Origin of the sequence: Lactiplantibacillus brownii (genome assembly GCF_031085375.1) — a bacterium.
Classification (GTDB): Bacteria; Bacillota; Bacilli; order Lactobacillales; family Lactobacillaceae; genus Lactiplantibacillus; species Lactiplantibacillus brownii.
The window spans coordinates 73,136-96,655 of the sequence record NZ_JAVCWF010000001.1 but is presented as its reverse complement, the minus strand read 5'-3'; the positions used below and the strand labels follow the sequence as shown (position 1 = coordinate 96,655).

The 23,520-nt window shown below is 42.9% G+C and carries 20 protein-coding genes and 1 riboswitch; of the genes, 2 read left to right on the top strand and 18 right to left on the bottom strand.

Annotation, left to right across the window (positions count from 1 at the left end; all coding sequences use genetic code 11):
• Positions 1 to 9 precede the first annotated feature (9 nt).
• The 4 genes from RA086_RS00375 to thiM form a co-directional block, all read right to left on the bottom strand.
• Complete coding sequence (locus RA086_RS00375; RefSeq protein WP_308701950.1) at positions 10 to 753, bottom strand: gamma-glutamyl-gamma-aminobutyrate hydrolase family protein; 744 nt, start codon at positions 751 to 753, stop codon at positions 10 to 12.
• 450 nt (positions 754 to 1,203) lie between these two features.
• The gene (gene thiE / locus RA086_RS00370; RefSeq protein WP_308701949.1) at positions 1,204 to 1,851 is read right to left on the bottom strand and encodes a thiamine phosphate synthase; all 648 of its coding nucleotides are present in this window, start codon (positions 1,849 to 1,851) and stop codon (positions 1,204 to 1,206) included.
• On the bottom strand, positions 1,841 to 2,665 hold the full coding sequence (thiD, locus tag RA086_RS00365; RefSeq protein WP_308701948.1) for a bifunctional hydroxymethylpyrimidine kinase/phosphomethylpyrimidine kinase: 825 nt from the start codon (positions 2,663 to 2,665) through the stop codon (positions 1,841 to 1,843). Before thiD ends, thiE begins: the two co-directional genes overlap by 11 nt.
• Before the next feature lie 17 nt (positions 2,666 to 2,682).
• Complete coding sequence (gene thiM, locus RA086_RS00360) at positions 2,683 to 3,474, bottom strand: hydroxyethylthiazole kinase (RefSeq protein WP_308701947.1); 792 nt, start codon at positions 3,472 to 3,474, stop codon at positions 2,683 to 2,685.
• A 62-nt stretch (positions 3,475 to 3,536) separates the two neighbouring features.
• Positions 3,537 to 3,643: riboswitch (TPP riboswitch) on the bottom strand.
• Between the two features lie 229 nt (positions 3,644 to 3,872).
• On the opposite strand from thiM, the gene RA086_RS00355 reads away from it, so the two are divergent.
• On the top strand, positions 3,873 to 4,106 hold the full coding sequence (locus tag RA086_RS00355) for a hypothetical protein (protein ID WP_308701946.1): 234 nt from the start codon (positions 3,873 to 3,875) through the stop codon (positions 4,104 to 4,106).
• Positions 4,107 to 4,155: 49 nt separating this feature from the next.
• Here RA086_RS00355 and RA086_RS00350 read toward each other — a convergent pair whose 3' ends face one another.
• The 3 genes from RA086_RS00350 to RA086_RS00340 all read right to left on the bottom strand — a co-directional run bounded on the left by RA086_RS00350 (position 4,156) and on the right by RA086_RS00340 (position 6,937).
• Complete coding sequence (locus RA086_RS00350) at positions 4,156 to 5,694, bottom strand: DEAD/DEAH box helicase family protein (protein WP_308704383.1); 1,539 nt, start codon at positions 5,692 to 5,694, stop codon at positions 4,156 to 4,158.
• A gap of 96 nt (positions 5,695 to 5,790) precedes the next feature.
• Positions 5,791 to 6,075, bottom strand: a complete 285-nt coding sequence (locus RA086_RS00345; RefSeq protein WP_308701945.1) for a hypothetical protein — start codon at positions 6,073 to 6,075, stop codon at positions 5,791 to 5,793.
• A complete protein-coding gene (locus RA086_RS00340; protein ID WP_308701944.1) occupies positions 6,068 to 6,937 on the bottom strand; it encodes a TOTE conflict system archaeo-eukaryotic primase domain-containing protein in 870 nt (289 codons plus the stop codon). The genes RA086_RS00345 and RA086_RS00340 overlap by 8 nt, the downstream gene beginning before the upstream one ends.
• 608 nt (positions 6,938 to 7,545) lie before the next feature.
• Between RA086_RS00340 and RA086_RS00335 the strand changes: the two genes are divergently transcribed.
• Positions 7,546 to 9,189 carry a peptide ABC transporter substrate-binding protein gene (locus tag RA086_RS00335; protein WP_308701943.1) on the top strand — a complete coding sequence of 548 codons (1,644 nt, stop codon included), beginning with the start codon at positions 7,546 to 7,548 and terminating at the stop codon, positions 9,187 to 9,189.
• Positions 9,190 to 9,270: 81 nt separating this feature from the next.
• On the opposite strand, the gene RA086_RS00330 is transcribed toward RA086_RS00335, so the two are convergent.
• From RA086_RS00330 to RA086_RS00280, 11 genes are all read right to left on the bottom strand, one after another.
• Entirely contained in the window at positions 9,271 to 9,702 is a 432-nt protein-coding gene (locus RA086_RS00330) for a pyridoxamine 5'-phosphate oxidase (protein ID WP_308701942.1), read from the bottom strand.
• Positions 9,703 to 9,758: 56 nt separating this feature from the next.
• Positions 9,759 to 10,655 (bottom strand): LysR family transcriptional regulator, encoded by an 897-nt coding sequence (locus RA086_RS00325; protein ID WP_308701941.1) that lies wholly within the window; start codon positions 10,653 to 10,655, stop codon positions 9,759 to 9,761.
• Between the two features lie 291 nt (positions 10,656 to 10,946).
• Positions 10,947 to 11,756, bottom strand: coding sequence for a DUF2399 domain-containing protein (locus RA086_RS00320; RefSeq protein ID WP_308701940.1), 810 nt, complete (start codon positions 11,754 to 11,756; stop codon positions 10,947 to 10,949).
• On the bottom strand, positions 11,740 to 14,871 hold the full coding sequence (locus tag RA086_RS00315; protein WP_308701939.1) for an SbcC/MukB-like Walker B domain-containing protein: 3,132 nt from the start codon (positions 14,869 to 14,871) through the stop codon (positions 11,740 to 11,742). Before RA086_RS00315 ends, RA086_RS00320 begins: the two co-directional genes overlap by 17 nt.
• The gene (locus RA086_RS00310) at positions 14,864 to 15,187 is read right to left on the bottom strand and encodes a hypothetical protein (RefSeq protein ID WP_308701938.1); all 324 of its coding nucleotides are present in this window, start codon (positions 15,185 to 15,187) and stop codon (positions 14,864 to 14,866) included. The genes RA086_RS00315 and RA086_RS00310 overlap by 8 nt, the downstream gene beginning before the upstream one ends.
• A complete protein-coding gene (locus RA086_RS00305; RefSeq protein ID WP_308701937.1) occupies positions 15,169 to 15,873 on the bottom strand; it encodes a hypothetical protein in 705 nt (234 codons plus the stop codon). Before RA086_RS00305 ends, RA086_RS00310 begins: the two co-directional genes overlap by 19 nt.
• A 125-nt stretch (positions 15,874 to 15,998) precedes the next feature.
• Complete coding sequence (locus RA086_RS00300) at positions 15,999 to 17,498, bottom strand: hypothetical protein (protein WP_407659078.1); 1,500 nt, start codon at positions 17,496 to 17,498, stop codon at positions 15,999 to 16,001.
• Between the two features lie 127 nt (positions 17,499 to 17,625).
• A complete protein-coding gene (locus RA086_RS00295; protein ID WP_308701935.1) occupies positions 17,626 to 18,444 on the bottom strand; it encodes an ABC transporter permease in 819 nt (272 codons plus the stop codon).
• Positions 18,444 to 19,481 (bottom strand): ABC transporter ATP-binding protein, encoded by a 1,038-nt coding sequence (locus RA086_RS00290; RefSeq protein WP_308701934.1) that lies wholly within the window; start codon positions 19,479 to 19,481, stop codon positions 18,444 to 18,446. The genes RA086_RS00295 and RA086_RS00290 overlap by 1 nt, the downstream gene beginning before the upstream one ends.
• 172 nt (positions 19,482 to 19,653) lie before the next feature.
• Positions 19,654 to 20,805 (bottom strand): glycosyltransferase, encoded by a 1,152-nt coding sequence (locus RA086_RS00285; RefSeq protein ID WP_308701933.1) that lies wholly within the window; start codon positions 20,803 to 20,805, stop codon positions 19,654 to 19,656.
• Between the two features lie 10 nt (positions 20,806 to 20,815).
• A complete protein-coding gene (locus RA086_RS00280; RefSeq protein ID WP_308701932.1) occupies positions 20,816 to 23,506 on the bottom strand; it encodes a CDP-glycerol glycerophosphotransferase family protein in 2,691 nt (896 codons plus the stop codon).
• Between the last annotated feature and the right edge of the window lie 14 nt (positions 23,507 to 23,520).

The window sequence follows — 23,520 nt, the reverse complement described above, 5'->3', positions numbered from 1 at the left end:
CTATCCCCGTCAATCCTTAATCTGATTAGTTTCCGCAATAAATTTGGCAAACAAGCGCGCCATAACTGGTGTAACTTGCTGCATTTCTTCTGGATGCCATTGCACGGCCAGTCGTAATCCACCTGCATCCGCTTCGATTGCTTCGACCACGTCGTCTGGCGCAGTCGCCACAACTCGAAAACCAGGGGCAATTTTGTGTAACGCTTGGTGATGGAAAGAATTTACTGCCAATTTTGTTTGACCTAAGAAATGTGCTAATTTTGACTCAGCCGTAACCGTTACATGGTGCATCCCATAAGCTGGTAATTGTGCTTGTAAATGTTTGATTGTCCCTTGCCCCGCTGGCATATAAGACAGATCCTGGTAAATGGTCCCACCGTAGCAAGCGTTCAAAATTTGAATGCCCCGGCAGATTCCCAAAATCGGCTTGTGGGCCGCATGTACTGCCTTGATCAACGCAATTTCATAAGCATCGCGTTTAGGATCGATACCACCTAACTTTTCCAATGGTTCTTCCCCATAAGTCAATGGATCAACATCTTGACCACCGCAAAGCAACAGCCCATCAATTAGACCAACATACCGTTCGATAGTTTCTTTATCCTGCGTGACCGGCAAGATTAACGGCATCCCACCGTTATCCGTAATTGATCGTAAATAGACCTGATTGACATAATCCCGTTGACGCCCAGGAAACATTTCACTATCTACTGCTAATGTTCCTGGCGCTACCCCAATAATTGGCTTTGTCATTAATAACAACCTCTTTCTTTTTTATCCCATAAAAAAAACCTGCATGTAATCACTACATACAGGGACGATTGGTTTCGTGGTACCACCCTGAGTTTGTGGCTTAATAGCCACCTCAATGACACTAATCAGTGTCTGGATGATAACGAATCCACACGCGTTAGCCGCTCACACGACTAATCAACTACTCCAAGCCCATCTTCAGTCGAATTAGGAAGCTACCCTCACACTGTCGGTAGTCGCTAATCTTCATCCTTCAACCTACTCTGCTCTTCAACATATAATTTATTGAATTAAAACAAAATGGCTATTTGATTAATTAAAGATTAAGTTTAATTGGTGTGAAAGTCAACTGATAAGTTGATTCTGATTTGTTAGCAGCTCCATGATAGTCGTTAACTATTCATACCTACTCACAAATAGTTTTTAAATATTTCCCGGGAAATATTTAAATCACACCCACGCTTGTAACATTTTTTGAACGGTTGCGGTCATGTCTGGGCTTTGTGTTAATAGTGAGATGACCGCTGCCCCACTCGCACCCGTTTCCGCAATCTTTCCCAGTTGCGATTCAGTAATGCCACCGATAGCCACAATTGGTGTCTGCGCAAGTTGAACCAAATTGGTCAATCCCGGCAAGCCAATCACCGGATCAGCATCTGCTTTTGAAGTTGTTGGAAATACCGGCCCACTCCCTAAGTAAGCCAAACCAGACAACTGATTGGCTGCCAAAACTTCTGCAGGGGTCGAACAAGATAGGCCGACAAACATCTTACCTGCAACTTGGGCCAAGACTTGCCGAATTTGCTGATCGCGCTGTCCAACATGAATCCCATCCGCTTTCAAAGCCAGCGCTAACTCGACATCATCATCCACAATGAACGGCACCTGGTACGTGGCACAAAGTCGGTGCAATTGTTGCCCCAATTGTAAGCGTTCCGTAGCCGTTAACCGACTGATTCCCTTGTCGCGAAATTGAAAAGCTGTAATTCCCGCTCGTAATCCAGCCTCAAGAATTTCTACTAAGCCACGATTTCCCACATCTTGGGAGCCACAAACAAAGTATGCCCGTAACTGTTCCGCCGAAAATTCAATTGTCATATTGTTGAACCTCATCACTTGGTGCCACCCAATGATTTAACGGACCGTGACCATGACCAACTTGAATCGTTTGTTTTATTGCCGCGGTCACATAAGCTTTAGCCGTGTGAATGGCAGTTGCCATCGGAACCCCTTTAGCAAGTTCAGCCGTTAAGCAAGCTGATAATGTGTCTCCCGTCCCATGGGTCCGAACCGTGTCAACCCGCGGAGCCGCCAGCCAAAACGCTTGGCCATCCGCCAAGCAAACAAAATCAGCTGCCGTGCTGGCATTAGACTCATGGCCGCCCTTGATAATGACATTTTTAGCACCGAGTTGTTGCAAGGCGTGACCAGCGACAACCATCCCTGCCGCATCATGGATGACCAGTCCCGTTAAACGTTCAGCTTCGGGCAAATTGGGGGTAACAACCGTTGCTAAGGGTAATAGGTCTGTGCGTACAGTTTCGATTGCATCATCCGCTAACAAGGCAGCACCACCCTTAGCAATCATCACTGGATCAACAATCAGTGGGCCAAAATCATATTGCTGTAATGCCCTAGCAACTAATTTGACATGTGTCGCATCCGCTAGCATTCCTGTTTTACAAGCCCGAATTTTAAAATCAGCCGCCAACGACGCGAATTGTTCATTAATCAGTTTTGCTGGCAACGCCATAAAGTCTTGGACACCTAACGTGTTTTGCGCCGTAACCGCAACTACCACGGCGGTCCCAAAAACGTGTCGGGCTTGCATTGTTTTTAAATCAGCCATGATACCCGCACCACCACCGCTGTCCGTGCCGGCAATCGTCAATACTTCTGGAAATTCATTCATTATTTCAACCTTCTTCGCTAACTGATTGAAGCGAGCCGTTTAACTTCCTCAATCGTAATTAAATGCAATTTATCCAATAACTCAAATGCAAAAGTCCCTGGTCGATCGGCGGTCATTTGTTTGACCACCAATTGACCTGTCACTGCCAACACTAGGCAGGCAGTTTGAGCAGCTTCAAAATAATCATCACCACTGACTGCTGTAAATGCCGCAACTAAACTAGAAAGTAGATCACCAGAACCCACGTGCAATTGAAATAACGGTGTCCCGTTATGAACTTGGATCACTCGTTTTCCATCGGTTACAACATCGGTCGGGCCAGAAAGGACAACGACACAATGGTATTTCAGCGCACAAGTTTGGGCAATTTTAATCAAATCACCGTCCCCACTCCCAGCATCAATCCCCTTAGCCTGCCAGTCAATTCCAGCTAACGTGGCAATCTCCCCCGCATTGCCACGAATTACTGCAACTTTAAACGTTTCAAGCAACCTTTGAGCGACATCATGGCGATAGGTACTGGCTCCAACTGCCACTGGATCTAGAACGATTGGCTTTTGCTGCTGATTTGCCAATTGACCCACAACCTTCATCTGTTCGACTTGTCGCTGAGTCAAAGTCCCCAAATTAAGACAGATTGCACCCGCAATTTTGACCATGTCTGGCGCCTCGATCGGTTCTGCCGACATGATTGGAGAAGCCCCAATGGCATTCAAACCGTTGGCAACATCTTGAACTGTCACAAAATTAGCAATATTGAAAACAATCGGGTTTTGTTCACGTAAGGTCGTTAATAAGTCTAAATTCAATTTTCTCTCCTCCATAAAAAAAGCCACCAATTCAACTTTTATTGAACCGGTGGTTGCCAAATTGCTTAGCATCGACACTTTCCCTACGCAAGTCTGGACTCACAGGTTCAAAGGGATCAGCAAGTTCATTGCCATCTCAGCCCATTCGTGGACACCCCTAGTGTTTATTTAAGTTACTGTTAGTGTAATAGTTGTAACCGCTACCGTCAACTACTCAACTGGACTAAAATAGCAGGTCTTGCCATTGATTAACCTAGTCAAACTTTGCTATGATTAAGTCGTAATAACATTCAGTTAATTCTAAAAACATTATTATTAGAATTAACTAACACTGTCCATCAAGGTGACATTATCCTAGATGATGCAATTGATGACTTCAAAATGAGGAGTGGGAGAATTTGATTAATCCAAATGGTGCCATTCATCGTGGCTGGAATCGCCGGGTCGTTACAGGTAAAACTTTAGCCGAATGCGACGAACGCCTCGTCACTTATTTAAATGATCAAGATTACGGTTCTGGTGAATTTGTCGTTTTACATGAAAACGATGGTTCTAATCAAAACACGGGTTATGATTTACCCGATGGCGACAACTGTTATATTAGCTTTTTAATTTATAACAGCCGTCTTTAACATTTCATAAGGTCCAGCTGAGTCTAATCACTCGGCTGGATTTCGTTTATTAAAATAATTTTGCTTCTGGATCAAACAATTTTTTGAAATGAGCTGCTAATGCCGCACTCCCAAACTTTAAAGCATAGCCTTGATGTGCCTTTCCAAGCAATTCCTCGTAATCATACCAAACGGTTTGTTCATCAATAATAATTGTGTTTAAAACCGTCGCCCCCACTTGGACTCTGACACCTGTCTTTACCAATTGCTGATAACGCAACGGCATGGCCGCTTGAAGGTTAGCGGTGATGACCACCGTGATTGTCGCCGGATTAAGTTGCTGTATAAATTTTAAAATTGGTTGTGTTAAAGACACTACGCCAATCATTGACTGCCCCTTTGCAGCCTTAATTGCCTGCACTAACTGTTGATAACCGTTCTGACCACGATAGATTGCGACAACTTGTTGGGGATTATCCACTACTAGTTGATAATCTAATTCTCGATAAGTTCGTAATCGTTTCTGATACATTCGCGCCAACATAGGTACAAACAAATCAACATAGTCATAAACTCGCAAGTCAGTCTTATGAGCCAAATTTCGATTTAGACGTCCTAAGTATTGCTCAACGTTCCCCTTCCAAGAAACTGGCATCGCTAGTAACAACGTATCAATCGATTGGATATCAACACCCTCACCAACATAATTACTTGTCGCAAAAATGATATATGGCGCGGTACTGTCAGTAATTTTTTGAATAGTTTCACGATTTTGAGTAGCTTTTTGATGCCCAGACAACTCAAATATTTTAGCTGCTAAAGTTTTGGGTAAACACTGTCTTAATAACTCAATTTGTGCCAACCGCCTCGTCAGAACCAATTGATGACGACCGGCTTTAAAGTTAGCGACAATATCTGCAGCAATTAATTGGTTACGATCGCGGTCCGCTAAAATAGCTTCATAATTTTCATGGATTGTCTGGTCTTTAAACTGGTCACTATTTAGCATTCCCCAATTAGTCAATCGTAATATCAATGACCGTTTCGTCGTCAATACTTGTTGCTCATCAATTTTAGCCGTTTTATAAACAATTTGACCAGCACGCATGAAAATGATGGGATCCCAGCCATCACGACGGTAAGGTGTTGCTGAAAGGACATAAATAAACTTGGCAGCAATCTGCTTAACAACCTCATCGAAAGTCACGGCAGCCAGATGGTGAACTTCATCCACGATAACCATGCCATAGGCTTGCGTAAACTCAGCCACATTTTTAAGTCGACTCAAAGTTTGAATGGTCGCAACATCCACTAATTGGCTCAATCGCTTTTGATTACCATAGTATGAACCAATAACATTTTTCTTCCTTTTTCGTCCAGTTCTCGTGTACTCGACTAATGGCTCATCAGCAATCGTTAAAAATTTAGCTAGCTGGGCTTGCCATTGTTGTGCTAACGCCCGATTGTTGACGATTACTAAAGTACTACACTTTCTTTGCGCAATCAGACTAGCCGCCACGACCGTTTTACCAAATCCAGTTCGAGCAGCTAACACGCCCATCGCCTTTTTTAGTAACGCTTGTTGCGCCTGTTGTTGTTCGGGACGCAGCTTCCCTTTAAAATTGACATGTAGTGGACGACCACTCTCAGTTTTGTCTTGAACGACTAACTTCGGAAGCCGTTGTTTTAAGAACGATTCTATTCCTCACGGTAAAATTAAATATTTTTCATTTTGTTCAGCCAACGAAATATATCTTGGCGTATTCCAAGTACTAAATCGTTGTTTTTGACGTTGGCTGAACGTCGGATTAGCAAAAGTTGCCGCCCATCGTAAGGCATTAATTTGAGCGGTAGTTAACGGCGATTTAAGCAAATATAGTTGGTTCCGACGAATAATGGTTATTTTTTGAGTGAGACTTAGTAGTTCATCATCCAACAAATTACTATCCTGTTGTGCTGGCGATTCAAACAATTGAAAGTTGTCAGTCATAGCGAGTTTGCTGATAACGGTTTGAACTTGTGCCAATGTCAGTGTGCCAATTGCCTGCAAGAACTGCCATTGATCCGCATATGGCTCGAATTGGTCGTTTACAAATAAACTCCGTCCAAAGTTGCATCCGCTCGTATTGTAGTGGGGCAGCAATTAAATTACCGTACCCACCTGCCGGCAGCGTATCTTGATTTGGAAATAGTCGGTCAAACGCTTTAAATGAAATATCCGGATTAATAGCCATGGCTCGTTTTAAAACTGCTTGTCCTAATCGTCGTGCCACGGTTGCAGTGATGGCCTGTTCAAAAAAGAACCACAGATGACCCCCATGGCCAGATTGAGATTTTTCAACTGCCGTTGGTAGTTTTAGTTGTTTGCAGACCTGCACTAACGATGTCATGATTTCTTGCCAATTATGCTTGTCAACATCAATGACTAAAAAATTAGTTGTTTCATTTTTCAATAGTGGGTAAATGCCAATGAAAATCTGGCCCTTCAAATGAGCTTTAATAACCGCATCCGTCAGTGGTTGCGGATCGTCTTTATTAGGGCGGCCGTTGATAAAACTAGTAACGGGGCTATAAACATCGCGTTGAGCTTGCTTATTAAAATAGCGTTTTGCATAGACATCTTGTCTTCCAGTAAAGCGGCGCCGATAAAGCGCCAATTTTTCTGCCGTCGTTAACTGGATTTTTGGCCGATGATTTGTTAAAGTCCGCTGTTGAAATTTTGCCAGTGGCTCAATCATCAGTTGCTGGCGAACCTGATCAAAATATACCGCCTGTCGCTCACCCGATTCAGCGTCAGTCGCAATTGCTTTCAAAATATCACGACTATGCGGACCATGCCATGAATTACCCATACCGTTTCCTCCAATTTTAAACTCCAGTCCATTATACCGGAGTTCAACCATCAAACTACTGGCGATCGCCATTTTTAGCTTGGCATGTACAATAAGAAAGCCATTGATGTTTCACGTGAAACAATCAGTAATTATTTGGTTGTTCAGAAAACTGATTTAAATGAATGGGTTGACAAACTAAAACACCCCGCTGTACACTGAATTCAACTTAAATATCGTCCTTATAAACCAATGAGGTGGAGATCAAGATTATCGTGCCCGCACAGAGAGTCATCGTTGCTGAGAGTATGGCCGAACGCAGATAATTAAATGGACCACCGAGGGCTTTTCCGAAATTTCGAAAGTACGAAAAGACGTGCGACATACGTCAGTTGTCAGGAGAATGGTTGTTCTCTATGGAGTTGGAGCGCATATTAAGTCAAAACGACTTGAGTGGGCTCAATTAAGGTGGCACCGCGGTTATAGACCGTCCTTATCGCAGCATTGGCTGTAATATAAGGACGTTTTTTTTGACTTTAAAACGGGGTGAATCATGATGATCCAGTTACGATGGCAACGCTCAATGATTTTTCTAACCAAGTACATTACTAATTTTGGAGGAATTGATCATGAGCTTTTTGAATCACAAAAAATCTTTACTACTCGGCGGCAGTCTCATTTTAATCGGCGGAATTGCCTTTACCGTCCATGCTAATGCACAACCGGCTACTCATCCTACCAGTCAAAGCATTAATCTATATGAAAAAACAACCCTAACCAGTCTTGATGCGTCAAAAATCACTGACAGTGTTTCCAACTCAGTTCTGAGCGAAGTAGATGAAGGGCTCTACCGTTTAAATCAGAATAGTCAGCCCGTAAACGCTTTGGCAACCAAAACGACTGTTTCCAAAGATGGTAAAACTTATACCATTGATTTGCGGCATAACGGACATTGGAGTAATGGCGATCCAGTAACGGCGCAGGATTTTGTTTACTCTTGGGAACGGGCCTTGAATCCGAAAACTAAGTCGGAGTTCACCTACCTCTTCACGAACATCAAAAATGCCGATGCGATTGCTGCTGGCAAGCTGGCGCCCAATACTTTAGGTGCCAAAGCAACCAACAACTATCAGTTAAAGATTACCTTGAGTAAACCGGCCGCCTACTTCAAACAAGTCTTAGCTGGCGTAACTTTTTACCCAATTAATCAACATGCTGTTCAGAAATATGGACAGAACTATGGTACCACTGCCGGTAAAACTGTTTATAATGGTGCCTTCACGCTTAGTGGCTGGACGGGGACTAATGATCACTGGACATTAACCAAGAATCCACACTATCAAGATAAAAAGGCCGTTAAATTGAACCATATCTCTTATCAGGTCGTTAAATCCAGCACAACGGCCTACAACCTTTATCAAGCTAATAAGTTGGACATGGTCACATTAACTGGCGAACAAAATGTTCAAAATAAACATAACGCTGACCTCAAAACACTTTCAGCAGGCCAAATTGGGTTTATCCAGTACAATCAAAAAGATAAAACTGCGGCTAATCAAAACTTACGAGCAGCTATTTCACTGGCAATTAACCGGCAGCAATTGACCAAAACGGTTTTAGAAAATGGCTCAGTCCCTGCCAAAACATTTGCCGTGACGAATATGTTAAAGAACCCGCAAACTGGACATGATTTTGTCAGCGATGCCACGGTTAAAGATACCGCCACACTCGATTTAACTCAGGCAACTAAGCGATTCAAAACGGCTAAACAACAGCTACATCAAAAGCAGCTTTCATTAACGATTACTTGCGGTGACGATGACACCACCCATCAGGCCGCTGAATTTATTCAAGGCCAACTGACCAGTCATTTGAAAGGTCTCAAAGTAACTGTCCGTGCAATGCCTTTCAATGCGATGCTCACAAAAGTTTCGCAAGGTGATTTTCAGTTGAATTTGACGAGTTGGAGTATGGATTTCGCTGATCCGTCGCAAGCCCTAACGATTTTAACGTCAAAAAGTAATTCCAATATGGGACACTATCACAATTCAGCCTATGATCAAGCAATGACTGATGCCGACGGAAAAGACGCCTTAAACGCACCAGCGCGTTACCAAGATCTTGTTCAAGCTGCCAAAACAGCCATGCAGGATCAAGCGGTGACGCCATTATATGAAGGTGGCTCAAATGTTCTCATCAAGCCACACTTAAAAGGTGTCGTTATCAATAAGTTCAGTGGTGCCATGAACTACCGCACCGCCTATATCAACTAAAAAAAGCACAATCGATACCAACGGTTTTAACCCGCTGGTACCGATTGTGCTTTTTAGCCAATTCGTTTGTTAAAGCTTATTTTAAAAATGCATGGTTCCTTTATTTTGACCCAGGCCCGGATCAACGTACAAGTCTTTGAGTTTAAGTTCAAAGACCACCAGTTTTGGACCAATAAGATCCCAAACTTTTTGATAATTAGGCACCGTTTCTAAATACCGTGGCAATAGCTCTGCCATCGTCTTTTCAGAACGTTCTAATTTCACGTGTTGTGCCCGGATATATGGATTTCCTACAGCGGTATCATTTGGCACCGAAATAAACGCCACATCTGGATTTTGCGCATAAGTAGTCAAAGCCGCACTATCCTTGACCGATGAAAAATATAGCGTCGCTGGCTGTGCTGGATACCAGACGAAATTAACAATTTTGACGTCCGCCTGATTGTCCAGAGCCGTACTTAACGCAATTTTATTGGTCATCGTCACGACATGTTGTAAAGTTGTCAGATCCATTCCTCTACACCTTCCCTTTAACTAATTGTTACTATCTATTATACGCTAGTTTACGTTCATGGCAAACGTATGTTCGAATTGATTTTTATTCGCTGCGAGTCGATTAACTCGACAAAGCGCCGCCCAACTAATGATAATCGTGACGTTTGCCAAATAACCGTTGTGGGTCTGGTCAATTCTGGAATGGCAAGGGTTTGCGCCTGTAAATGACTCATTCGTACCAGATCTAACCAATCCTGTGGAATCAGTGCAACACCGATGCCTTGATTTGCAAGCCGTAATAAGGTTAATGAATTGTCGACTTGCGCCAGAAAAATCGGTTCGAAGCCAGCTTGATGACAGAGTTTAGTAATTAAGTCGACATGATAACGATGCACTAACAGGGGTTGGTTCTTTAGAATCTGAATGCCCGTATGTGCCAGTTTTTCTGACGCAATCAATTGCCGCCCAACCATCACAATTGGCACTGTAGGCAATTCTAATTGTTGAAAACCGGACAACGGTTTAGCCGTTCGCATAATTCCCAGCTCAATGCGCTGCTCTCGCAACATTTTAACAATTTCACTACTTGGACGTTCCTCAATTAAGAATTGTACCCCTGGATAATGGCGATGATACTGGGCCAACCAAGCTGGAATAATACCATTATTAATGGAGGCAACCACCCCAATTTTCACCGTTCCCGTCTGACCATCACGAACTGAGGTAATTTCATGGATGGATTGTTGACGCAAGGCTAATAACTCTCGGGCCCGTTGCTGCAATACCCGTCCAGCCGAAGTTAGTTGCATTTCACGAGTCGTTCGGTTGAGTAACGTTACCCCTAATTCTTGCTCTAACTGTTTTAATTGGCGGCTTAAATAAGGCTGAGCAACATGTAATTTTGCAGCTGCCTGTGTCATGTTCTTTAAATCTGCAATCATCAAATAATACTGCAATTGTTTGAAATCCAATCTACTAACCCCCTTCCCAATTCTGCGGTCATTATCACTCGCACACAATCTATTTAGTTAGCCTATAATACCGTAATCTTAAATGAATTACATCAAATTCGCTTAACCGGTTTCAATTCAATGATATTGGGGCTATTTCCGATAAATGAGTTACTGGATACGCGTTGAAACAGCAACAGCTAATAATTTTCACAACAATCAAAATAAGTCATCAAGGAAAATCGGAAGTGATTTTCCTTGATGACTTATTTAATGGCACTTTTAAGTAACAATTGTTTCACGTGAAACAATTTAACATGACTGGAGCCAAGCTGGAATCAAGGCCTCATAGGTCGATATCAATTGCTCCTGTTCCACGAAACACTTTAAAACATTAATGGAATCTAATTCCTTTCGAAATGTTGGCTGTATCACTCGCAAATCTCGACTACGTTTGACATTGGGTTTGCCAAATGTCGTTAACCACTGAAAAACAGTCGTTGGTGACTGAATTGCCGTAAAAGTTTCAATCGTAGTCGCTGAAAGCTGACCAAATAAGTAGTCCGCCATTTGAATCCCACGACTATCAATATCGCCAATATAAGTTAAAGCCACTTGACGTTGTTCGAGTGACTGGACCACTTCTAAATAAGCCTGATTAAAATCATTGCCTGCTTGATTGATCATTGGCCAATCTGGGTGACGATGTAACAACCAAATAAAGACACCGTTATTTTCAACAATGATCGCACGTTTTGTTGCCAACGGAAAGGCCATCATTTTCTCAATTTGCCACGGGTTAAGCGTTATCGGTTGTGGTAAATCAGTCTTAAAAATATTAGCCGCGGTAAATGTTGCCCCTATCAATTTTGCAGATAACTCATGGACTACTTGATCTTCAAAAAAATTAGCTAATACCCATTGATAGTATTGATAAACTTCTGGATCTTCACGTGGATCATTTAAGCTATGCGCTGTAAAGCCCAGATCAACGGCTTGTTGCCCACGTGGGGGTAATGTGGCACCAGTCGAAATTTTTGTGAATAGTGGTTCCAGCCGCTGGGCATGTTTAGAAACAACCTTACCCGTTTGTGCCTCGTATTGTTTACGATAAGGATTCATTTGCTCGCTCCAATTGCCAAATCAATGCTTGGCGCACAATATTTCTATGAAATTGACCATCTGCTTGATTCTTAGGGGCAATCACATCATAAGCAATATTATCGACACCATCTGCTAAGATCTTATTCTGTGCCCCACCTGGCATCGTCGCAATAAAATTAAACCCAAAGCGGGCAATTGTCTTAGCAAATAACTTGGCCGTTTCTGGATCTAGCTTATCGGCAAATTCATCAAACATGACCCAATAAGGTGCATCACTAGCCGTCGCTCGTTGCAATAACATTTTAGGAACCAACAATAGCGGCAATACCATGGCCTGGGCCTTTTCAGCACCAGAGCCACCAGACTGAACAAACTTATCATCCACGATTTCATAATCATCTTCGCCATTTTGTCGACGCTTAATCAATACTTGAAACGCTGACCATTGACGAGTATCTAGTAATTCTTTAGCAGCAGTCATGAAGTCGTTATCATCAGTCAATGTTGTATCATTAGCTAATCGCATAAGCCGCTTTTGCACTTCTGCTAGTAGTAATGGCCGTTCATGTAAACGTGGATTGCGAGCCTCTTCAATTACTTTAGGATCAACTTCAGAAGGGGTTAAAGTAATTTTTAGTTTGATACTTTGTTCTCGATTAACCCCTGCTGACAGCATTTGATTATAATCATTGATCAAATGATACTGAGTTGTAATTAAATTAGTGGCTGCCCCTAGATAAGCAACTTGGGCCACATCGTTCCCCACTTTCAATTGTTCAAGTGCCTTGGTCACCGCAGTTTGATCTGCCGCCATTAACGCTTGGGCATGATTAATATCAAAAGCGACAAATTTGATGCCATTCTCTTCAACAGATCGTTGTTGATGAATCGCACTCGCTTCACTGATGTGATTGCGTGCTTCAAATAAATCATCGATCGCATAACGGTCAATGCCATTTTCATCATTGCGATGAATCAATTTGCTAATTTTGCTGGTAAGATCCCCATAAGGTGCATTTCGAACTTCTACACGATGTTGCTGTGTATAGCTAATTAATTCAGCCACATTAGCGATATCCAACTCATCCGGAAAATATGGCGCCAATGTTCTTAACGCTAAAGTTAGCTTCTCAGCCAATGCTTTAAGTTCCGCCTGGTAGCCAACAATATCTGCTTCAGCGCTGGTCACTTTGCCTTGTAGCGCTGCACGTTGACTATTTAAATCATCACGCTTGTCAGTGAGCTGACGATAGTTTTGTTCGGCCTGCTGAACCCGCTGCTTGATTTTTTCATCAACTTTAAGCGCGTCCCGCTGAGTCACTAAAGTCGCAATTCGTTGGACTTCCGTTTCAACATCATAATTTTTCGGCATCGTTTGTTGCAGTTTCTTGATCTGATCATCCAACGTTAATTCACGATCATTTAATTTATCAAGCGCATTTACTAGCCTGTTTTGCTTAGACATAACAACAGATAACGCTTTGTGCCGTTGCTTAAGCCAGTCCAATAGTTCTGGTTGATCCAGTAGGACCGGCAAGTCAGGATTGTCGTTTAAGAGTCGCTTCGCTTCCATTAATAATGGTGCTAAATTCTGGTTCATTTTCTCGGCCCCAGTATTATGGGCATCTAAATTATCAGCTAAAAGTCCCGTCTTGAAACGACTGGTCATTGGACCTTGTACCCGTTGCTCAATACGACTATCCAAGTCAACCCGAATCCCATGAACAATCTCAACATCTTGGCTTAAATGTGCTTGTTCATTTTGATTGGCTTGATACTTACTCAGATTCACCTGATTCTCTTGAACATAGTGCGCTAATTGTTGGACGACTTTTGCTAAATCCACTTCTGCCAACGCATCTTTTAATGCAGGTAGCGCTGCGGTTTTAGCACTTAACTCAGCTTGCAGTGGCCGCAAATCATGATTGATCAGATGTGCCTGATCCGCCTCAAGACCAGCCTGCTCCTGCTCAGCTGCGACTAATTTCGCTTGTTGTTCTGCTAAATTTTGCTGCTGGGCTTTAAAACTCTTCAATTGTTGTTTTAACGTCTTAATTTGATCATCGTATTGTTTACGACGACCCTTGATCTCATCCTGCTTGGCTTGTTCACGCCGTAAATCAGCCAGTTGGGTTTCGGCGGCTTTTAAATTAGCAGCTAGCAATTCAAGCTGTTCCACAAAGGTGCTAATTTGCTTTTCAAAATGAGCTTTGGCTGTCTGCTTACGTTCAAGATTTTGATGAGCCCGGTTATAGTCTCGTAACTGATTGTCATCTAGTCGATTTAGGTTTCGCCAAAAGACTTCTTTTTTCATCCGCGCCAATCGGTCTCGAACTCGGACGATCCGCTGCAAAACACCATTCATCCGATTAACATCTCGCTGACTTGCCGCAACTTCTTCAATCACTTGTGAATCAATACCCGCTTGCGCATTCTTTAAAGCTTCACGAATTGGTGTAAAACGGGCATTACCCGCGGTCAGAATTGGTGAAGCCAGTAACCGATACACATTCGCCAATTTTTCTAAAATTTCGACACTATCAAAACCATAGACTTTACTCGTCACATACTCCTGATAAGCTGCAACTTGATCAAACACCACTAAATCTGACCCTAAGTCTGTATTAGCCGCTATGAAGGCGTCTTTGGCCAGACCATTACCATCTGAATCAGTCGTTGTCAAAGTCAATGGCTCACTTTGCTGACTAATTACGACAAACCACCAAGTCGGCTTTCGTTTTTCACCAACTGTGCGGTGAGCCCCAATCCCCAAAATAACTTGTCGTTGTTCCGAGGCCAACTGCATATATGTATAGCCTGTCCGAACCTTCATGGCTCCGGCCCCCCAACCAAGAAACATGCTATCAAAAGTTCGCGTATCACGCGCACTATTGCGTGGCTTGCCGTGATTATCAATACGATCGGTGCCTTTAGCAGGATTAAATGATGGTGTGGCAATCGACCCATCAATCAGCATTGGAAAGAAACAGTTTGCCAGGGTCGTTTTCCCAGCAGCGTTTTCACCAATTAAGGTTAAATTACCACGTTCTGAGGCATTCAAGTCTAGCTGCGTATACTTATTAAAATTACGCAGATGAAAGCTTACTGGTACTAATTGCTGCTGTCTAGTCATTTAAAATTTCCTCCTCAGGCTTAACTTGAAAACGCGCAACCAACGGGGTCGGGCTAATAAAACCGTCTGCTTTGGTCACCAAATCATAGTCAGCTAATGCTTGTTTGACTTGTGTCGTTGTCACATTTGACACGGCCGGCATCCCTGCCATCATTTTCTTGATTAATGCTGTCAGTTCCGCTTCCCTGATACCGGCATTTCCCAGAGCATGGGCAACCACAATGGCAATGATGAATGGTTTCGCTTCACTCGGCGTCCGTTGCGTATCCAATAATAGCGCGTAGTCGTCGCCAAGTTCTAAATCAAAACGACCCAATTGTGCCCATTGTTCAGCAATTTCTGTTCGGTTCTGAACCAAAGTTTGCCATAACTCTGATGAAGTCTTACGACTAACCGTTGCGTCAATAATTGCAAATTAAGCTGCTGAATTGGGGTTCGTTCTGGCTTGGTGGCATTCGTCATTAACTGATCGACGATACACTGCGTTACAAAGGTAAAATCTGGGCTAACATCCCAGTAATCCTGCACTTCACCGGCCTGATCACGTGGGGGTGTCGCTGGTTGATCTAAAGTCAGCAATCCCAATTGATCGACAAATAACGCGTTGATTTGACGTAAAATCATCCGCTCATCACAAGCGGTCACTTCACTATGAACTTGTCGAACGACAGTTGCTGCCAATACGACCCGATCGGCGCGCATATTTTGTAATTCCGGCAGGTTAATAATGGCCTTTAACGTGGCTAATAAAATGTGCACCGTTTCAGCCGGCAAAGCCTGTGTCCCGACGAACAGCACCAGATTTTCTTGATAATTTTCCGGTTGCTGACCAATTAGCGCCGTCAAAAAATGATTGATGCGCTGCAGAGTTCCAGGACGCTTCAAGGTTTCGATGGCGGTCGCTGTTTTCTGCGAAGTTTGTGTCGTGACAGTACTCGTGAAAACCTGATGATCAATCAAATCATTAAAAATAACTTGATCAGAATGTCGTAATTTACTCATTGATCCCCCTGCTAATTAGTGACTGACTTAAGCTAGTACCGACTTCTGTGCGCCATGGCTTGGCTTAACTAGAATATAGCACACTTTATCGAACGTATGTTCCTAATTTACACAAATAATACAAACTAATCCACGAACTCAACTTTAAAACCGCTTGGTAGCCAAACTGAATATTGCTCACCAGCACAGTGTAACCGTACTGCTGCTGATTTTGGCAACGTTTGAACCTCTTTAACCGCACGTCCAAACGGTGCAAAGCTGTCATAATGATCATAGCCTGTCGCACTATATAACCGTGCCACTTCGTCACGTGCCAAAACCGTTGTAAAAGTCAGATCATGATCAATAATAGCGGTGTTAGCTTGGCGCATTACTAACCTTTGAAACTCAACCAAACCAGCTTTTAGCGTTTGCGCAGTCGTTTTATCATCGGCCGCAATGGTTGGGTTATCCGCGGCTGTCGCAACCGTTGCGACGCGGGTGCTCAAAGCATAAGTCACCGGTCCCATCGTCGTAGCCTGTAATAAATCACTGGCATCCGTGACGATTCGGTCTTGTGCTAAATGCCGTGGGATCGCTGCTGGAATACGTAATGACTCGTAGTTCGTCAACAAATCATCTAGGCTAGCCTTTAAAACTTTGACATCCACCGTCTGGCTTTGAACATGGTCATATTCTTGGCTCAATAATCGAACGACCTCTAAAATCGTTTGAAATAACATAAAAACTGAGTCCAAACTACTATCAATAGCACTAGAACTCGCATTAAAACTTAAGGCCAACTGGTGCAATTGTCGTTGCACATAGGCCTGAGTTCGTTGCGATCGTAACACCATTTTGCCAGCATCTCCGGCCGCGTGCGCCGCATCTAAATCGTCGCGCCCCTGTTGACTGCGAGCAACTTGAGCGCTAAATTCCTCACTATCGGCCAACGCTTGGACTAATCCGGCTTGACCGAGCAACTGTTTAAAGGCAGGGATTGCTTTGCCCGTCAACATCGTTTGCAGATGCTCTGCGGCCGCACTACCATGATTAAAAGCCAAGTCATGAGCTAGTTCACTCAAATCATCATCAACTTTGTGCATCCCTTTCATGACATCCGTGTAAGCCGTCAACATCTTGGCAAAATCATTGTAAAGTTGCGTGCTATCAGTCGTTAAGTTTGGTGCAGATAATGCGTCAACTAACTGACAATATTCATCAATCCGATTAATATTGGCTGTGACGGTATTTTCGGCATCCACCACGCGCTGCATCATGGTTAAATATTCAATACCGGAGCTCGTAATCTTATAAACATACGATTGTTGATTGTGATAAACACCATTTTTCATCGGCATCCGCACTTTACGAGAAGATACTTCAATTAAATGAGCTTGTGCTTCTAGCACGTCCAATACCCCTTTTAAAACCGGATTCGAGATGGGGGCCTCTTGAGTTTCAACATCCAAATAATCGACATTATACTTAGTCGCCAACGTTTCCAACGTCATCGGCGTACTGCCAGCACCATCATGATACAGAATCGTCAAGATTTGCCAACCCGCCAACGGGTGATTTTTATTTAAGCCTAAATTACTGGCTAATAATAATTGTTTTAACGCTGACCCAATTTTTACCGCGATGTTCACCACCCCCTTCCAAATTTTTCTGCTAGCTCTAAGTATACGAATAATTTGCCTAGTGGTCTACTGCACCTCGTCCCTAACTGACCGCAAAAAAACAGCCTTCCAAAGAAGACTGCCCTTAACTTTAAATATAATCGATAAAACGACTACGGAATTTCAGATGAATATGACTCCCAAGAATTAACAACATCAACGTAATTGACCAGAAAATAATGATACTTTTAATATCATGATAGAACCAGCCAGTGCCTAAAAAGGCTTCCCGCATCCCATTAATAACGTAATAAAACGGATTAATCTGGATAACGTGAATAATCATCGGATGTTGCTTAATCGTCGCATTAGCATTGAAATTAAAAATTGTCCCACTGACCCAGAACATCAGTTGCATCGCACTGTTTAACAACGTATGGAAGTCACGAACAACGACCGTAATCGTCGAAGTAACCAAACCAAGTGCATATAGAAATGCAATCATACAAACAAAATAGTAAATAAATTGTAGCCAATAAAGCGATGGCCGGACACCATAACCAATCATGATGACCATACTAATGCCCAGCATCCACCAATAGTTAATCAGCTGACTAGCCAATGTCATACTTGGAATCGTCGATACCGGAAACTGCATCTTGCTGACCATTTGAACCCGGCTGACCATACTGCGGCTCGCCCCTAAAATCTCGGCCCGCATAAACTGCCAAGCAATAAAACCAGGCAATAACCAAGCAACATATGAATAGCCGTCCATTGGTTTATTGCCGTAAAGCACAATCCCAAAAACAAACCAATAAATAGCAATATTAATGGCTGGATCAAGGATTTGCCAAACGTTACCTAAAATATGAGCCTGAAAAGTCGACTTTTCCTCATACTTAGCTAAACGATGAATAATATTCAAATTTTTGAATTGTTCAAGTAAAACTAACCAAGTTTCTTTCATTAGTCGAGTACATGCCTTTCCTTACGATGACGAGACCAAACTCCGAGGCCAATAATGATTGCAATAATTCCCACAATCAAAGCCAGCCATTTGAGTGGCAGAATATAGAGCGGATGTAAAATTGCCGTCCGTAGCGGAATTTCTCTGAGTGTCGCAATCACCGTAAAAACAAGCAACAAGGTTAGAAAACCTAGCACACCTTGCGTTGGCCAACTAAATGGCTTGTCATATAATTTTTTCTGAAAATAACTAATTGGATCTTCTGGATGTGCTTCGTGTAATTCTTCCAAACTGAAGTTTTTGCCAGATTCACGCGTAATTTTAGCTCGTTCAGCCTTTGTCTTCTTATTATACGTCCGTTGAAATTCTTCAAACTTCGGTAGCACTTCGTCAGCCGCACCTTCCATTACAACGCGACCATGATCAATCCAGATCACCTTGTCACAAAGTGTCTTAACTTGGCTTAAGCTATGACTAACAAACATGATGGTCTTACCCTCAGCCTTAAAGGCCTTCATCCGGGCAACCCCTTTTTCGAAGAATGGTGCATCACCAACACTCAACGCTTCGTCAATAATCAAAATATCAGGATCTTGGTGTACCAACACACTAAAGCCTAACCGACTTTTCATCCCGCTGGAATATGTCTTAACCGGTTGATCAATCTTTTTAATGACTTGATCACCCGCAAAGTTGATGATTTCATCCATTTTGGCGTTGATTTCATCATTAGTCATCCCAAGCATTTCACACTTCATGATGATATTTTCGCGTCCAGAAAGTTTCCCATTGAGCCCTGCACCAACTGAAATAATATTCGTATTACCGTTGACTTCGAGCTCACCTGAGGTTGGTGGAATAATCTGTGAAACAATGTTTAGTAAAGTTGACTTACCACCACCGTTTAACCCAACGATGCCGACACTATCACCTTCATAAACATCAAAGCTAACGCCTTTTAAGGCCCAGAATTTTTCTATACTTGTATTGCCAAACGGCATCAGCGACTTCAACATGTCGCTTTTGGTTTTCATCATGTCGTACTCTTTTGTTAAATAACGAGCACGAATTTTGAGCTTTTTATCCAATCCGCTAGCAGCTCCTTCCATATATAATCATCATTGAGCCCCTTACATTATACTCATTCATAATTGCATTGTCTGTTAACAATTGTTTAACTTAACGATAAGTTAAACAGTTAACTATTCATTATAAGTTACGCAACGTGTAAACAATCGGGCGTACCATTCCTTTTAAGCCACCATCAAATTGTTTGCGTAAGATTCTAGTGGTACGCTTAAAATCCCAATCTGTCGGTCGATCAACTTTGACTTGATCAAAGGCTTGCATGTTCATTTCAAACCGTTTCACGTAATCACGATGCCAGTGATCAATCAATTTTAAATTGAACTGATAATCGGCTAGTTTGCGCGTCTGTAAGACAAATTCGACGACCCGAGGACCATCAATAACTGGATCCTTGGTAATCCATAAACAATCGCGAAATTCCGCAAAATTCTCTTTAACTACACCATCATCACCCGGATAAGCCACGACTGGATACCCCTGTGCAAACTCTTCACAGATTGAATAGCCCAAAGTTTCCAATCGCGCCGTCGAAATATAAATATGACGTTCAGGAATGGTTTTGGTAAAGGTCACGTATTGAGCTAAACCATTTTCAGTAACCATTGTGGCTAATTGGGCCTTTTCTGGGCCATATCCCGTTAGATACAATCTAAAATTCGTTTTTTTCATCGTGTTAACGAGATAGCTAAAAAGCTTGATTGTTGCCCCGACATCCTTTTGATAAGCAAAACGGGCTCGCACAACTAAATTGATCAACCCATCTTCGGTCATTGCGCTCGAACTAAAGTGGCTCGGCGAATCCACCAAATGGCGAACACTAACATTTTGAACGTAGACCCGTTTGAACCCATATTCAGCTGCCACTCGGCGCTTGATTGATGGCGTCGCCACCCGTAGACAGGTCAAAAATGGTAAATAAGGCTTGAGATACTCATCCTTAACCAGATCTAGTGGGCCGTGCAACTCACCAATCACCAACGCCTGACTATGTGCTTGAATATAAGGCGCCAAACTAAGGAGTTTTTCACGGGTAATAAAATAAGCTTCACAATCTAAGTGATCAGGCAACTCACGAACGCGATGAAAATGGACGTTTTGCATTGCCGGTGAACTCGCTTTAAAGCCGTCAATTTGCTTTTTGGTAAAGGGCCGATAATTAAAATAATCAACCTGATAACCAGCATCCGCAAATTCATGGATCACGTTGATATCACTTTGTGTGACCCCGTCTAATGTGAAAATATTAAAATCAATAATCCCAATTTTTCGCATAACTGCTCCCCTAAAATAATTGTTCAAATTCATGAATTGAGCGTTGATCATCCGCAGCAAAATCCATTGTGGTCCGGTCGTAACCGTGAGCCAGATAGGCTAACCAGCTCTTGGTAATCTCCGCTTGATCATTAGCGACAACCAAGGCATTTCCTGGTTGTAACCGCGCATTAGTGGCGGGAATCGAAACCGTCACCACATCTGTCCCAACCGCTAACGCTTCAAATGCGACTAGTCCCAGCGATTCATACAGTGACGTGAAGACAAATGCATCCGCTAAACGCAAAACCACGTATGGATTACTCATCCGACCTAAGAAATAAATCGCATCGGCGCAACCAGAATCAGCGATCCATTGCTCAATCGCAGCTTGCATATCACCATAAGAAGCAATAATCACCAATCGCGTTTTAGGATTTTGGCGGTGAACGGCAATAAAACTATGAATCAAGCGCTCATGACTCTTTACCGCAGCCATCCGGCCAATATTCACGAAAACCTTCAATTGTGGATTGTAGAGATCATCTAATAGTTGACTCCGTGTTAAGCCAAGTAAACTAACGGTTCGCCGAGCGGACATTTCAAACTCATTTGGTAATTGTACCTTGGCTGGTAATGCCTGTCGTAAACCAGCCGTAGACTCGGCGATATGCGCCGCTAAATGATCAAATTGAGCCGTTTCAACGCCGAGAAAGGCCATCGCCGTTTCTGCGACTTGGCTCGCTGGCCGGTCCAATTCAAGTCTCAAGGTTGTTTTTACCTGAATCTGTCGTCGTAGAATCGCTGGCGCATGACTCACAATAACAGGGGCTTCAAGTAGCGTTGTAACCAGTGGTGCCTTTGATTTAGCTTGAATCGTTTGACTACCAATAAAATTGTCTACCACGACAGCTTGCTTGGACACCGCCGGATAAACTTTCAAAAAGTCATCCCGTTGTGCTGCATCCACAAACACCAAGTGATCGACCATGCGATAAGCACGCGTGAGAATGGCCCAATTCATGCCTTTACCTTTGCTTCGCTTTTCAGCAATCATATCATTATGCATGTAAATTGACGTTTTGACCTCAGTTGGCGCCAACGCGGAAATCATTTCAGCATAATTACGCTCGTAGCCAGTGTAGTGAATAAAAGCACTGGGTTTAAGATCACCAAATAGCCGCCGATATTCGCGCCGAAAACAGCGATCAGCAACCCGCTGGAACCAACGGTGATTTAATTTTTCAAATCGCAAAAACAGCATTACCACAAGTCGCTCCGCTAAATTATTAGCAGGCCCTAATGGCACCGGAAAGAACTGTACACCCGCTGGCAAATTAAACAAGCGCCATTGGTCATCGGCAGTCAACCGATTTTTATTGATAAAGACTAAATAGTTACGTTTTGTCACATCAACCGTCGTTAATGTATTGAATAACGCTGACGTAATACCATTGCCCCACAGCGTCCCAACATGCATAATGACCGTTTCACGCCCATTATCAGGCGACATCGGATCAATTTTAACCGATCCAAAGTCAGTCGTCCCTTCAATGATATAGCGTGCCAGCTGACGATCACCATCACGATTGTCTAAGCTAATAAACCGTTTCGCAAAGGCCTCATCATAGGTCTTTTCACGAGAGCCATTTTTCAGCCACTCACAGAGCCGCTCAATCGTTCTAAACTGTGGCAATGGATAATTATCGATATCTTCATAACAACCGCGTTCCGCATAATAATGATCTTTATCATACGAAAATAGGACAACGGGTTTGCCCGTATTTAAATAATCATACATAATTGACGAATAATCGGTGATCAAGCCATCCGTCCCGGCTAAAAATTCATAGCTTTCAATGTCCATTGGGAACGGCTTGAGATGCCGATATGGCGAAAAATCAATGTTTTCAAGTTGGGCTTGAAATGGATGCAACTTGACGAATAACACTTGATCATCGTTCAGCGCAGCGTCCATTTGTTTGAGATAAGGGGTAATTTTAAGCGACTCATTTAAAACTTTAGCCACGCCACCACGCCAAGTTGGCATGTACACCAAGACTTCCTGATTCTCAAGCTGATAACGCTCACGAACGGTTTGTCGTAGTTCATCGTTGCACAGCACACTATTACGAGGACTTGGTGCCACCACCACGTCCCCCTTCATGACACCGTCGAGGTTAAACGAGTCAATCATCGCCTGCCGCGTATAGTCATTACTGACGATTAATTTATCTGCATTATAAAAATTTTTTTGGATATTACCCATATTTGGCACATCACCATCATCTTTGCCGAGACACTTTAATGGCGTCCCATGCCAAATGTTGATGTACTGTTGAAAGTCTTGTTTGATAAAAAATGGATAAAACGACGTATCATTTAACAAATATTCAGCTGAAGCTAGTAAGGTACAATACTCGTGGCCCAAAAACTGGACAACCTTTACATCCTGCATACCTAAGCGGTCCAATTGTTGTCGTACTGCAGTGAGCTTAGTTTTGGCTACCGCAACATTCAAGTTCATTTCTGGGTACAACGCCCGTAACGATTGCGTCAAATAGTACATATGGCCATAAAAATCATTGCCATGTGTTGACTCGATCAGTACCGTTTTTTCTAACTTGTGATGCTGCAAAAACGCATTGCGGTACCACGTAATATAGTAAGTTCGCTTCGCTTTCTTAAGCAGAGCGACCGCCTTTTTTACATAATTTGCCATCGAGCTAACCCCTT